General features: G+C 50.5%; 11 protein-coding genes. 2 read left to right on the top strand and 9 right to left on the bottom strand.

The window, feature by feature from the left end:
* Window positions 1-10 precede the first annotated feature (10 nt).
* The 3 genes from EPD17_RS06805 to EPD17_RS06795 form a co-directional block, all read right to left on the bottom strand.
* Window positions 11-1,291 carry a M20/M25/M40 family metallo-hydrolase gene (locus tag EPD17_RS06805; protein ID WP_132052871.1) on the bottom strand — a complete coding sequence of 427 codons (1,281 nt, stop codon included), beginning with the start codon at window positions 1,289-1,291 and terminating at the stop codon, window positions 11-13.
* A gap of 190 nt (window positions 1,292-1,481) precedes the next feature.
* The gene (locus EPD17_RS06800; protein ID WP_132052869.1) at window positions 1,482-2,231 is read right to left on the bottom strand and encodes a LytR/AlgR family response regulator transcription factor; all 750 of its coding nucleotides are present in this window, start codon (window positions 2,229-2,231) and stop codon (window positions 1,482-1,484) included.
* Window positions 2,232-2,237: 6 nt separating this feature from the next.
* The gene (locus tag EPD17_RS06795; RefSeq protein WP_114235835.1) at window positions 2,238-3,284 is read right to left on the bottom strand and encodes a sensor histidine kinase; all 1,047 of its coding nucleotides are present in this window, start codon (window positions 3,282-3,284) and stop codon (window positions 2,238-2,240) included.
* Window positions 3,285-3,662: 378 nt separating this feature from the next.
* Between EPD17_RS06795 and dxs the strand changes: the two genes are divergently transcribed.
* The gene (gene dxs, locus EPD17_RS06790) at window positions 3,663-5,597 is read left to right on the top strand and encodes a 1-deoxy-D-xylulose-5-phosphate synthase (RefSeq protein ID WP_132052867.1); all 1,935 of its coding nucleotides are present in this window, start codon (window positions 3,663-3,665) and stop codon (window positions 5,595-5,597) included.
* A 106-nt stretch (window positions 5,598-5,703) separates the two neighbouring features.
* On the opposite strand, the gene EPD17_RS06785 is transcribed toward dxs, so the two are convergent.
* From EPD17_RS06785 to EPD17_RS06775, 3 genes are all read right to left on the bottom strand, one after another.
* Window positions 5,704-6,489: a segregation and condensation protein A gene (locus tag EPD17_RS06785; RefSeq protein WP_132052865.1), complete on the bottom strand. Its 786-nt coding sequence runs from the start codon at window positions 6,487-6,489 to the stop codon at window positions 5,704-5,706.
* Between the two features lie 218 nt (window positions 6,490-6,707).
* Window positions 6,708-7,100: a large conductance mechanosensitive channel protein MscL gene (gene mscL / locus EPD17_RS06780; RefSeq protein WP_132052863.1), complete on the bottom strand. Its 393-nt coding sequence runs from the start codon at window positions 7,098-7,100 to the stop codon at window positions 6,708-6,710.
* A 46-nt stretch (window positions 7,101-7,146) separates the two neighbouring features.
* Window positions 7,147-7,896 carry a PPK2 family polyphosphate kinase gene (locus EPD17_RS06775; protein WP_165929548.1) on the bottom strand — a complete coding sequence of 250 codons (750 nt, stop codon included), beginning with the start codon at window positions 7,894-7,896 and terminating at the stop codon, window positions 7,147-7,149.
* Window positions 7,897-8,030: 134 nt separating this feature from the next.
* Between EPD17_RS06775 and EPD17_RS06770 the strand changes: the two genes are divergently transcribed.
* On the top strand, window positions 8,031-8,969 hold the full coding sequence (locus EPD17_RS06770) for a DMT family transporter (protein ID WP_132052861.1): 939 nt from the start codon (window positions 8,031-8,033) through the stop codon (window positions 8,967-8,969).
* 134 nt (window positions 8,970-9,103) lie between these two features.
* Here EPD17_RS06770 and frr read toward each other — a convergent pair whose 3' ends face one another.
* The 3 genes from frr to EPD17_RS06755 form a co-directional block, all read right to left on the bottom strand.
* Complete coding sequence (gene frr / locus EPD17_RS06765; protein WP_132052859.1) at window positions 9,104-9,667, bottom strand: ribosome recycling factor; 564 nt, start codon at window positions 9,665-9,667, stop codon at window positions 9,104-9,106.
* 143 nt (window positions 9,668-9,810) lie between these two features.
* Entirely contained in the window at window positions 9,811-10,971 is a 1,161-nt protein-coding gene (locus EPD17_RS06760) for a glycosyltransferase family 4 protein (RefSeq protein WP_132052857.1), read from the bottom strand.
* A gap of 362 nt (window positions 10,972-11,333) precedes the next feature.
* Window positions 11,334-12,557, bottom strand: coding sequence for an FtsX-like permease family protein (locus tag EPD17_RS06755; protein ID WP_132052855.1), 1,224 nt, complete (start codon window positions 12,555-12,557; stop codon window positions 11,334-11,336).
* Between the last annotated feature and the right edge of the window lie 52 nt (window positions 12,558-12,609).

Below are 12,609 nucleotides of genomic sequence, written 5' to 3'. Positions count from 1 at the left end.
TATTTGCTCTTTATCTCAGCGACTTTGTATCTACCCTCGACGGTGTGTCTTTTCCCTCCACAATGCTGCGGCTGCTTTGGGCAATGGCGCGGATAATGGCAGCCATGTTTTCGAGGTCCAGGGTTTCAATTTCGTCATCAACGGTGTGGTAATGTTTTTCGCTGTCCATTTTTGATGTGGAAATGGTATGCGCCGGCACACCCAGGCGGGCCAGTGTGGCATTATCGGAGCGGTAAAAAAGCTGCTGGTCGGGGTACGGATCGGGGTGAAACGTAAACCCGGTGCCTTGCAGGTTTTTTTGCAAAATGGCGCCCATGTCGGTTTTTTCAAAACCCGTGATGTACGCCGAGGCTTTGCCCCATTTGCTTTCGGTGCCGATCATTTCAATGTTGAACATGGCCGCAACTTTAGCCGGGTCGAATTGTTTGGAAAAATATTGTGCGCCAAAACCGCCCACTTCCTCAGCGGTAAATGCTGCAAACACCAGCGTACGCTGGTTACCGCCCTGCTTTTTAAAATGATTGGCCAGCATGATCACCGCGGTAATGCCCGCGGCATCATCGTTAGCGCCGTTGTAAATCGAGTCGCCATTCACCGGCTTGCCAATACCCAGGTGGTCGTAATGGCCCGAAAAAATTACCTGCTCCGAAGCTTTGCTTTTGCCGGGCAAAATACCGACTACGTTGGCCATCGCCGTTTCATCGAAAGTATGCTGCACCGACACCTCGTAAGATTGTGGTTGCACCGCGGTCATAATGAATACGACATTGGACCCGCCGGCAAACAACTGGCGCTTGAATGCGGACAGGCGGGGAAATATGTTGGCGAACGAAGTATCGACAAATACCACGGTATTTTGAGCCGCCTGCGCGGCGGCTGTTGCTTTTTCGGCTATGCTTTCGCCGGCCGCAATGGTTACGGTGTTGTAGCCCGATGTGTTGCTTACTTTCAGGTCGGGTTGGGTGGTAATGACCAGTACATTTTTGGCCTCCAGCGCAGCCCCATTGAGGGTTGCTGTCAGCGCTGTTTGTTTGGGCCGCAATACTTTAAAGCTCTGCAGGTAGCCACCATTGGGCAGGGGCTGCAAACCCGCCTTTTTAAATTCGGCGGCAATAAAGGCAGCGGCCTTGTCGCTGCCCGGTGTGCCGGCACGGCGGCCCTGCATACTGTCGTGCGACAGCACGGTTTCGATGCGGCGCACTTCGGCAATGTCGGCGTTACTTGGCTTGGTGTTTTGGGCACAGGCGGTGGTGGCGCAGGCCACCAGCAGGGGAACAAATATTCTTTTCATGTGTGGTAAAAAAAGCGGCCAACTGTTGGCTGGCCGCATGCAATATATTAATGATTATTAACCCAATAGGTACGGAGTAGCCTAAAGGAAAGTCAAAAGGCAAAATTAAAAAAGCAAAAAGCGCCTCACTAAATTCATCCTTGTCTTTTCCGTCTTTCCGGACTTTTCCGACTTCCGACCTCGGACTTCCCTACAACGACATCATTTCCTTAAACTTCACCGTTTGCCTACGGCTCACTTCCACCTTTTCGCCGCCTTTCAGTTCCAGCAGCAGGCCGCCGTTGAAGTAGGGCTCAATCTTTTCAATCATGCGCAGGTTGACAATATGCTTGCGGTTGGCGCGGAAAAACACTTTTTCATCCAGCCGCTCTTCCAGCGCATTCAGCGATTTCAGGATCAGTGGCTTATTGTTGCCAAAAAATACCTTGGCGTAGTTGCCCACGCTTTCAAACAGGCGGATGTCGGCCAGCTTTACAAACCAGCAGCGTTCGCCATCTTTTACAAACACTTGGTCGTGCTCGGTCAGCAGGCTGCGGTTTTCGGCAATGTTATCGACCGTGCCGTTGGTAGCGGAGCCGTTGCCGTTTTCGCCGGCGGTCAGTTTGTTCAGTGCGTCGGCCAGGCGCTTGGGCTCAATGGGCTTCAGCAGGTAGTCCAGTGCATTTACCTCAAAAGCTTTCAGGGCATATTCGTCGTAGGCGGTGGTAAAAATTACCTGCGGGGCACGGTCCAGTTCCGACAGCAGGTCGAATCCGGTTTTGCCCGGCATTTGTATATCCAGAAAAATAAGATCGGGATTGTGCGATTCGATGCGGGCCAGGCCTTCCTGTGCGTTGGCGGCTTCGTCCACCACCTCCACTTCCGGAAATTCCTGCAGCAGTTTGCGCAGTTCGGTGCGGGCCAGCCGCTCGTCGTCGATAATGATAGCTTTGATACTCATGTGCGGTTATTGGTTTGATAAGGGAATAAGCACTTTTGCTTCCACCAGGGTGGGCGATGCCTGTTTGATCTCGAACCGGGCCCGGTCGCCGTACAGCAAGCTCAGGCGGTCCTGCGTGCTGCTGAGGCCAAAGCCGCCGCTGGTGGCGCCGCCATTGAGGTGGCCGGTGTTCTGGATCACCAGTTCGTGGTAGGACCCGCGATTGCCCGAATGAATTTTTACCATGCCGCCCTGCATTTGCTTGCTGATGCCGTGTTTGATGGCATTTTCCACCAGCGTTTGGAGCATCATGGGCGGTACCGGCTGCGTTAACGTTGCGTCGTCCACTTCGTAGTCTACCTGCAGGCGGTCTTCAAAACGCATGTGTTCCAAAGCAAGATAATCTTTTACAATCTTTAATTCTTCCTGGAAACTTACGGTTTCGCCTTTTTCTGCCTGCAGCGAGCTGCGCAGGATGTTGCTCAGTTCGGTCACCGCTTTGCGGGCCCGGCTGGGGTTTTCATCAATCAGCGCCCTGATGGAGTTGAGGGCATTGAATATAAAATGTGGGTTGATATGTGCCTTGATGGTTTTCAGCTCCAGCTCTTTTACCAGCGCCTCCAGCTTAATGGTATCCATCTGCTGCTTGCGGCTTTTTTCCACGTAGTGGTACATAAAGTAAATAAGGTTCCAGATAAAGAGCAGCGGCATGGAAGAGGTGAAATTGGTCAGGAACCGCCAGTGTAAAGGTTCCTGCATTTTTTCTTTCGAGAGCAGGCCGCAAATAAGCTCGAACGGTGTTTGCACGGCCACGAGGAACAGGTCGAACACCACGGCCAGGATGATGAATATAAAGATCTGCTGCTGCAGGCTTTTCATTACCAGCCCCATTTTGTGGATGGCTTCCCGCATCAGGTGGGTGAAGATGATTCCGATCTCGATGTAAAAGATCAGGCGGTACAAAAACCGTTCGCTAAACATGTTGAACAAAAAAGCGAAGAAAATATTGATGAGGGCAAAGGTGCCCCAACCAATAATTTGGAAAGCCCAATAGCGCTTCACGGAACGGTTCATAAGTCAAATCTAAACGTTAGTTGGCGCAAAGCACCGCCTTAAAGGTACCAGTGGGGCGTAGCTTATCCAAATGGAAAAAGGGCTGCCGTTCAAATGTATTTTGACGGCATACCTCCCATTTACCCGGCCGATTAAAAGTTATTCCCCTATCATTGGGTCAAATTTCAACCAAGCGAGGCTACGGGTTGTTTTGCTAACGGGCAGGGAATAATTATTGATGCATTGCCATAGCTGCGTACGGACCGGATTTGTGACGCCTTCAGTTAGGCTTTGTAAATACTGCATTGAATAGATTGGTCAGCCAAACACCTGTGTGCCCAAACAAGCACATCGCCTATAAATCGGAAACTGCTACTTTTACACCATCAAATTGTGCACATGCAAATTGAATCCGGAAACCTGCTTCGTACTATTGACAGCCCTGAAGACCTGAAAAAAGTGCCCAAGGAGAAACTTTTCCAGGTGTGTGATGAATTACGCCAGTACATTATTGATGTGGTAAGCGTGCATGGTGGCCATTTTGCGGCCTCCCTGGGCGTGGTGGAGCTTTCGGTAGCCCTCCATTATGTGTACAATACACCGTACGACCAGTTGGTATGGGATGTAGGCCACCAGGCTTACGGCCACAAAATACTCACCGGCCGCCGCGACAATTTCAGCACCAACCGCAAATATGGCGGCCTTTCCGGTTTTCCCAAACGCAGCGAAAGCGAGTACGATACTTTTGGCGTAGGCCATTCGTCCACGTCCATTTCAGCGGCACTGGGTATGGCCATTGCTTCAAAATACAAAGGCGAGGCCGACCGCAAATCGGTGGCCGTGATTGGCGATGGCTCCATGACGGCCGGTATGGCGTTTGAAGCCATGAACCACGCCGGCGTGGCCGATGCCGATGTGCTCATTATCCTCAACGACAACTGCATGAGCATCGACCCCAATGTGGGGGCGCTCAAAGAATATCTTACCGACATTGCCACCTCGCAGACGTACAACAAGCTGCGCGACGATGTTTGGAAAATGCTGGGCAAACTGCCTGTGGGCAAGCGTTTTACCCGCGATATGGCCTCTAAGCTGGAGCACAGCGTAAAAGGCATGGTATCGAAAAGCAGCAACCTGTTTGAAGCGCTGAACCTGCGCTATTTTGGTCCCATCGACGGGCACAACATTACCAAACTGGTAGATACCCTGCAGGACTTGCGCAATATTCCCGGCCCCAAGATCCTGCACATTGTAACGGTAAAAGGTAAAGGCTACGCCCTTGCCGAAAAAGACCAGACCAAGTGGCATGCGCCAGGCCTTTTTGATAAAATCACCGGCGAGATCTACAAAAAAACCTTCGACCTGCCGCAGCCGCCCAAATACCAGGATGTATTTGGCCATACCATGATAGAACTGGCTGAACAGAACAAAGCTATTTTCGGCGTTACGCCGGCCATGCCCAGTGGCTGTTCGCTCAAGTTTATGATGGATAAAATGCCCGACCGCGCCATCGACGTGGGCATTTGCGAACAGCACGCCGTTACCGTTAGTGCTGGCATGGCCACACAAGGCCTGCGGGTATTTTGCAATATTTATTCGTCGTTCATGCAGCGGGCTTTTGACCAGGCCGTGCATGATGTGGCCATCCAAAAACTGCCGGTAGTGTTCTGCCTCGACCGGGCCGGACTGGTGGGCGAAGACGGACCTACACACCACGGCGCTTACGATATTCCCTATTTCCGTTGCATCCCGAATATGATCATTTCGGCGCCGATGAACGAGCAGGAGTTGCGCAACCTAATGTACACGGCCCAACTGGAAAGCACCAAAATGCCATTTGTGATCCGCTATCCACGCGGCGAAGGCGTGATGGCCGACTGGCGTAAACCGTTCGAGGAAATCAAGATCGGCACAGGCCGCAAACTCCGCGACGGTAAGGACATTGCCATTCTTTCGTTTGGACACCCCGGCAATTTTGCCGCAGCCGCCATCCGCGACCTGCGGGTTGATGGCATTACACCGGCGCATTACGACATGCGATTTGCAAAACCCCTCGACGAAGCGCTGATGCACGAAGCCCTGTTGAAATATCAACGCATCATCACCGTAGAAGATGGAACAGTTATGGGCGGCTTTGGCACCGCGGTGCTGGAGTTTATGCAGCAGCATGGGTATAAGGCCGATGTGCGGATACTGGGCATTCCGGACAGGATTGTAGAGCACGGCACGCTGAAAGAACTGCATCGCGAATGCGGTTACGACGCACAATCCATTGCAGATGCTGTTCGAGAAATGGCAAAAGAAAAAGCAACTATTGCCGAACCGGCTTTTTAAAAGTCCCGCGAACTATGATATAACAGAAAAGCCGCTCTTTGGAGCGGCTTTTCTGTTATCCGGTTTTTTTGAATATTCGCTATTGCCCATTCACAACTCACGCCGCCTACAATAGGTGCATGCGTTCCTCATCGGTCTGGCCTTCTTCGGTTTCGTTGTATTCTAAAATAAAATTGTTGCGCCCCTCGCCTACCATCAGGCGCAGAAATTTTTGCTGCACCAGCTCCAGCATTGATAAAAAAGTAAAAATGGCGTGTACCCTGTTTTCGACGCCGTCAAATATTTTTTCAAACGAAAGGGTACGGTCACGCTGCGCAATGGAGATCATGGTGGACTTAGTGGTTTCCATGCTGTAGTTATACTGCACCACGGTGTGCACCGGCTTGTTGAACCGTTCGTGATAGCGCAGCATGGCCCGCTCAAAGGCCTTCATTAACTTAAACATAGTGATGGCCTGAATCTCGGTGCCTTCGCCGGCTTCCTCGCCTACCTGCGACAACTCTTTGTGAATGTTGCCCCTTTTTACCAGCAACATGCGCTCTGCTTCCATCAGGGCCATTTCGGCAGCGGCTTCCTTGTACTTTTTATACTCCAGAATTTTATCCACCAGCTCCTGCCGCGGGTCAATTTCGTTGCCCTGCGCATCGAGCTCCTTGCGGGGCAGCAGCATTTTTGCTTTGATGCGCATGAGGGTGGAAATAAACAGGATGAACTCGCTGGAAAGCTCGATGTTCAATACCTCCTGCTGGTGGATGTAGGTCAGAAAATCGTTGATGATGCGGGTGATGGGTATGTTGTAAATATCCAGTTCATCCCGCTCAATAAAAAACAACAGCAGGTCGAACGGGCCTTCAAACTGGGGCAGTGATATCTGGTAGGTGGTGTTGCTCACAGGGCAAATTTAGTTAGGAAAGACCGGAATGACGGGAAAGACAGTAGAGACGGGAAAGAAAGTAGTGTTGAGCGCCGCGTTTTATTTACACACAAAAAAGTCCTTCAAGTAATGGACAACAGCGCCGCATACCCGAAGGACTTAAACTATTTACAAAATACAGAGATGGTATTCCTTCCTTCCTGTCTTTTCCGTCTTTCCCGACTTTCCCGTCTCCGCTACACCTTCGTACTCTTCAAATTGTCGCGGATTTCGGTGAGGAGTTTTTCAGAAAGCGTAAGCTCGGGCACAGGCGGGGCGGCCACTTCTGCGGCCTTTTTGCGGTGCAGCCTGTTAATGGCGCGAATGATCATGAACAACACAAAGGCAATGATCAGAAAGTTGAGCACTGCAGCCAGAAATTTACCATACTTGACAGCGCCCCAGGTAAGCGCCTCAAGGTCCTTAACCCGTGCGGCCTCCAGCGCTGGTGCCAGCACCAATGGCGTTACCACGTCTTCAACCAGCGAAGAAACAATGGACCCAAAAGCAGCACCCAAAATAACGGCAACCGCCAGGTCAATAACGTTGCCTTTGGCAATAAACTCCCTGAATTCTTTGATCATTCCCATATGAAATCTATTTAATGCACAAAAGATACGGGATGCAACTTTATTTTCAAAGGCGATGTGTGGGCAGCAGGGGATATTCCATCTTCAGACCGGTAAGCGTTTCGTGCAGTTTGGCGGCAATCAGGTGTTCTTTATACCAGTTTTGGTCCGAGGGTACAATGGTCCAGGGTATTTTATTGCAATGCTCAAAAATGTCTTCGTAGGCCTTGCGGTAATCATCCCAGCGTTCGGCTTCCTTAAAATCAGCATCGTTGTATTTCCACATTTTGCGCGGAATGTGCATGCGTTCTTCCAGGCGTTCGCGCTGTTCTTCCGGCGAAATGTGCAAGTAAAATTTCAGGATCTGCGTGTTGTTTTCCTCCCGTAACATTTGTTCAAAATGATTGATGGTTTTAAAGCGCCGATGCGCCGTTGCATCGTCAATAAGGCCATGCACCCGGGTAATTAGCACATCCTCATAATGCGACCGGTTGAACACCTGGATCATGCCGCGCTGCGGTGCATGCTGGTGAATGCGCCATAAAAAATCATGCGCCAGCTCTTCTTCGGTGGGCTTTTTAAACGATTGCACCCGCACACCCTGCGGGTTGATGCGCCCAAATACTTTGCGGATGGCGCCGTCCTTGCCGCCTGCATCTGGGGCTTGCAGCACCACCAAAATGGAATGTTTGGCCTCGGCATACAACAGGTTTTGCAGTTCATCCAGTTCGTCGAGCAATTTTGCGGTGGCTTCTTTTACTTCGTCTTTTTCCAGATCCTTGGGTGCCCGGGTCGATATTTCGGAAAGTTGGTACATAGCAATGGGTTTAAAGCTGAGATTAAAATAATCGGTCCAAGCCGGTATTGCAAAAATGTGCCACGCTAAGGCAAAGGCCCTTATTGCAAAAATGACAAAGGCGTGTGCTAAAATGCTTGCAATTTTGCACCACAATGATGCACAACCAAAGGCTGGTCAACTGGGTGCTGTTTATACTGTTATCACTGATCTGGGGCAGCTCTTTTATTTTAATGAAATGGAGCCGGCAGGGCCTGAACGGCATTCAGATTGGCGCCCTGCGCATTTTCTTCGCCGGCTTGGTCTTTTTTCCCTTTGCCATTGCGCATATTGGTAAAATGCAGCGCCGCAAAATTCCGCTGGTGTTGCTATCGGGTTTGCTGGGCAACCTGTTACCAGCATTTTTATTTGCCATTGCGATTGATAATAAAATTGATTCGGCGCTGGCCGGCATCCTCAATTCACTGACGCCGCTGCTGACCGTAATACTCGGTGCGCTATTTTTCAAAACAGGGCTGCAACAGCAAAAACTCATTGGCGTGACCATTGGGTTTGCCGGCCTGCTGCTGCTTACGCTTGCCAAAGGCGGCATTTCGCTGCAAAATGGCGGTTATGCTTCCCTGATACTGCTGGCCACGCTGATGTACGCCATCAATGTGCACCTGGCTGCCCGTTACCTTAAAGACCTGAATCCATTGCGCATGGCTACCGTTTCCCTGGCGGGCATGGCCATCCCTGCGGCCATTGTAGCGCTGCAGCAAAATGCGTTTGCACCGCTGTGGCAAAGCGGCATCGGCCGCCAGTCCATTGGTGCTGTTGCGTTGCTGGGCATTATGGGCAGTGCAGTAGCTACGGTGCTATTTTATGCCCTGATCAAAAGGGCTGGTGCCTTGTTTGCTTCGCTGGTTACCTATGGCATCCCGGTAGTGGCTCTTGGCTGGGGCGTGCTGGATAACGAACCTGTTTCGGGCATGCAGGTAGCCTGCCTGGCCCTGATCCTTACCGGTGTGTGGGTGGCGAATAGGAAGAAGGGGGAAAAGGTGGAAAAGTCGGAAGTCCGAAGTCCGAAGTCGGAAGAAAGGGCAGCGGGCTAAAAAGAAAAGTCCTACAGGTATGGTGCACTTGGCTCTATACCTGTAGGACAATATTCTATCAGGAAAATTTCTCTTCAGTCTTTACTGTCTTTCCTGTCTGTCTTCGAACTTCCGTCTTCCGTCTTCCGACTTCTCTATACCGCCATAATTTCTTTTTCTTTCTTCTCCAGGTGTTTATCCACCAGAGCAATGTATTTATTGGTTACTTCCTGCACGTCGGCTTCGGCGTCTTTGGCAGCGTCTTCGCTCAGGCCGTTTTTCTGCATCTTTTTAATGCTTTCAATGGCATCGCGGCGCACATTGCGGATCGACACTTTGGAGTGTTCGCCTTCGCCCTGGCAACGCTTTACCAGTTCGCGGCGGCGCTCTTCGGTAAGCGGTGGCAAAAACAGGCGGATATAGTTACCATCGTTCTGGGGGTTGATACCAATATTGGAATTGATGATGGCCCGTTCGATGGGCTGCAACATATTGCGTTCCCAAGGCTGAATGGTCAGCGTACGGGCATCCATCACACTGATATTGCCCACTTGTGCCAGCGGCGTGGCCGAACCATAATAATCTACCATGATTCCATCAAGCATCTGCGGGTTGGCTTTACCGGCACGGATCTTAGCCAGTTCCACTTCCAGGTGATTGATGGCTTTTTGCATCGAATCTTCTGCCATCTCAAGGGTTAACGACACTTCTTCTGACATACTTGCGTTTTTTATATGGCCACAAATCTAATGAACAAGGCACAAATACCACCCCTAAACCTCCCCTTTTCAACTACAACGGCATTGTGCAATAAAAAAGCCGTTGCCGACAGCAACAGCTTTTTTAAAATATATTGATCCACTTATTCGGCTACCGACACAGCGCTGGCCTTTTCCGAATTGATGGCAACCACTTTTGAAGCAACAGGCGTAGCATGAGCAGACGTAGCTATGCTGGAACGATGAGCAGGCAGCGGCACAGTGCGGCTAATAAACGGCTTTTTGTAATAAATAAGCACACCTAGGAACCCGAATGCTACCGTTATCAGCGTGCAGGTAAGCACCGTTGGGCCAAGGCCGCGGCCAAAATAAGCCAGGGAAATAAAGAATGTGTTCAACAGCAGGCAGGCCAGCGCCACATGCTTATGGCTCAGCCCTTTGTCGAGCAACAGGTGGTGAATATGGTTACGGTCGGGCGAAAATGGCGACCGGCCGCTGAAAATGCGGATGCTGAATACCCGGATGGTATCGAGCAGCGGAATCATGAGTATGGAAATACCAACCGGCACTACCGACTCAACCGGCACCGGAACCGCAGGGGTTTCGGCCACCGAAATAAATTTCAACACTAGGATGGCATTAAAGAGACCCACCATCAACGAGCCGCTATCGCCCATAAAAATTTTGGCGGGGTGGTGGTTGAAGATCAAAAACGCCAGCAGGCTGCCGCCCAGCGAAAATGCCAGCAGCGAATACGCCTCCATTCCGGCGATATAAAAATAAATACCAAACACCGACATGGTGAGCAGGCCCAGCATACCGGCCAGGCCATCCACACCGTCAATCAGGTTGTAGGCATTAATAATGAGGATAATAGTAAGGTAGCTAAGAGCCAAACTAAATGACTGCGGCAGTTGGTGCACACCAAACAGCCCATGCATACTGTCGATTTGCAGTCCGCCTAAGTGTATGATGATCGCCGCCGCTGAAATCTGGCCCACAAACTTTTTGGTGGCCGTAATGATCAGTATATCATCTTTTAACCCAAGGAAAAAGATGACGATGGCTGCAGCAAAGAAATATTGAAACTCGGGGTATTGGTGGCTGGAGATAAACAAGAGATCGGCTAGGAAAAAGCCGGTAAAAATGCCCACACCGCCCAACGAGGCGATGGGCTTTTTATGAATTTTCCGGGCATCAGGAATGTCGAAAAGCCTTTTTGCTTCTGCAATTTTGATGATTGCCGGGATGGCAAAGAACGTGATAATAAAAGCAATTGATCCGGTCAAAAGCAAGTTCAACATAGCGCAGGCTTTGATGCAAAAATAAACGCAAAGGTGCAACCCTTTTTAGAATGACATTACTTTTTTTTGAAATCTTACCCGGAAAAGGGAAAAATGGCTTGGAAATCTGCGATTAAAAATTATAATCGCTTACCATTTGATCCGGAATTTGGCTCCACCAAAAAGCAGGTGCAACAGCATAAATATTATGCCATACAGGGCGCAAGGTCGGGCTTTATTTGCAGGATAGTCGAAAACACTTGTGCCAGCGCACATTTACTCGTAATTTATTTTTCACCACAAAAATTATTGAGCCGCTATTTGCTGAGCATAAATGGGATACCCAACCGAAAATGGGGTAGAAAAGTCCTGAAAAAAATTCATTACTCTTCACGCAGCACCACCTGTTGCCGGGCGGCCCGGGCTGCAGGCACCCACGACGCCAACAAAGCAATCAGTAAAACCGTGGCACCTACCAGCAAAAAATCATAAATGGACAATTGCACCGGGAAATAATCGATCAGGAAACTACTGCCCTCTAAGGGAATCAGCTTTAGGTTTACCTGCATCAGGGCCAGCAAAAGCGCCAGCAGCATGCCGGTGCCTCCGCCAATAATGCCCAACAGCAGTCCTTCGGTTAAAAAAATGCGTCGAATAAGGCGCTGGCTGGCACCCAGAGCGTGGAGCACGTTAATGTCCTGCTTTTTTTCGAGTACCAGCATAGTAAGGGCGCCAATCATATTAAAAGCGGCCACCACCAATATCAATGAAAGGATGGCGTAAATGGCCCATTTCTCCACCCGCATCACCGAGTACAGACTTTGGTTTTGCTGGTAGCGGGTTTGTACCCGGTAGGCCCCTCCCACTTGCGCCTGTACCGCCCTTTGCACCTTTTGCTCATCCGCGCCGGGCACCAAGCTTATTTCCACAGCGCCATACTGCTCCGGCCCCAACTGCATCATGGTCTTGATAAAATCCAGATTGGTGAGTGCATATTTGGAATCAAATTCCTGTTGGATCAAAAAAGCGCCGGCCGTATTGATCGTATCAGAAGAAACCGCATCGAGCGGGTTGGATACGTTGATCTCGGTTTTGCGCGGCAGGTACACCACCAGCGGTGCCAGGTTGCGGTCGCTTTGCACGCCCACAGCATTTTCCACCACACCCCCCAGTACCAGCAATGGATCTTCGGCAGTGCCTGTTTGAAAAGACCCTTTTATTACATGCCCGGCAATGCCGGTTACCTGGGTATATTCCTTATCTACCCCTTTGAGGTAAATCATCGATTGGTAGTCACCGTTTTGCAACAGCGCTTTTTCTTCGGCCACCAATGATAGGTGCAGCACGCCGGGTACCGCCCGCAGCCGTTGCACCTGCTCGGGTGTAAGCGTCAGCACTTTTCCCGTGGCCGGGCCAATGCGGATATCGGGGTAAAATGAAGAATATAACGACTTCACCAACCCCTCGAACCCATTGAACACGCTCAGCACCAATATCAGCGCCGCCGTGCCAATGGTGATGGCCACAATGGAAATCCACGAAATAACATTGATGGCATTGGTGGATTTTTTAGCCTTGAAATAGCGCCAGGCGAAGAGGAAGTTCAATGAAAAGGTGTTAAAAATTTAGGACAGGAGGAAGCATATCGAACAGATGAAC

It is taken from the genome of Pseudocnuella soli (assembly GCF_004347775.1).
GTDB lineage: Bacteria > Bacteroidota > Bacteroidia > Chitinophagales > Chitinophagaceae > Flavisolibacter > Flavisolibacter aquaticus.
The sequence above is the reverse complement of the archived record's forward strand: the minus strand, read 5'-3'. Positions and strand labels throughout refer to the sequence as shown.

Excerpts from the sequence above, each read along its gene's own strand:
- EPD17_RS06760 (WP_132052857.1), bottom strand. The coding sequence starts at position 10,971 with ATGTTGAACTTGCTTTTGACCGGATCAATTGCTTTTATTATCACGTTC.
- EPD17_RS06805 (WP_132052871.1), bottom strand. The coding sequence starts at position 1,291 with ATGAAAAGAATATTTGTTCCCCTGCTGGTGGCCTGCGCCACCACCGCC.
- dxs (WP_132052867.1), top strand. The coding sequence starts at position 3,663 with ATGCAAATTGAATCCGGAAACCTGCTTCGTACTATTGACAGCCCTGAA.
- EPD17_RS06775 (WP_165929548.1), bottom strand. The coding sequence starts at position 7,896 with ATGTACCAACTTTCCGAAATATCGACCCGGGCACCCAAGGATCTGGAA.
- frr (WP_132052859.1), bottom strand. The coding sequence starts at position 9,667 with ATGTCAGAAGAAGTGTCGTTAACCCTTGAGATGGCAGAAGATTCGATG.
- EPD17_RS06795 (WP_114235835.1), bottom strand. The coding sequence starts at position 3,284 with ATGAACCGTTCCGTGAAGCGCTATTGGGCTTTCCAAATTATTGGTTGG.
- mscL (WP_132052863.1), bottom strand. The coding sequence starts at position 7,100 with ATGGGAATGATCAAAGAATTCAGGGAGTTTATTGCCAAAGGCAACGTT.
- EPD17_RS06770 (WP_132052861.1), top strand. The coding sequence starts at position 8,031 with ATGATGCACAACCAAAGGCTGGTCAACTGGGTGCTGTTTATACTGTTA.
- EPD17_RS06800 (WP_132052869.1), bottom strand. The coding sequence starts at position 2,231 with ATGAGTATCAAAGCTATCATTATCGACGACGAGCGGCTGGCCCGCACC.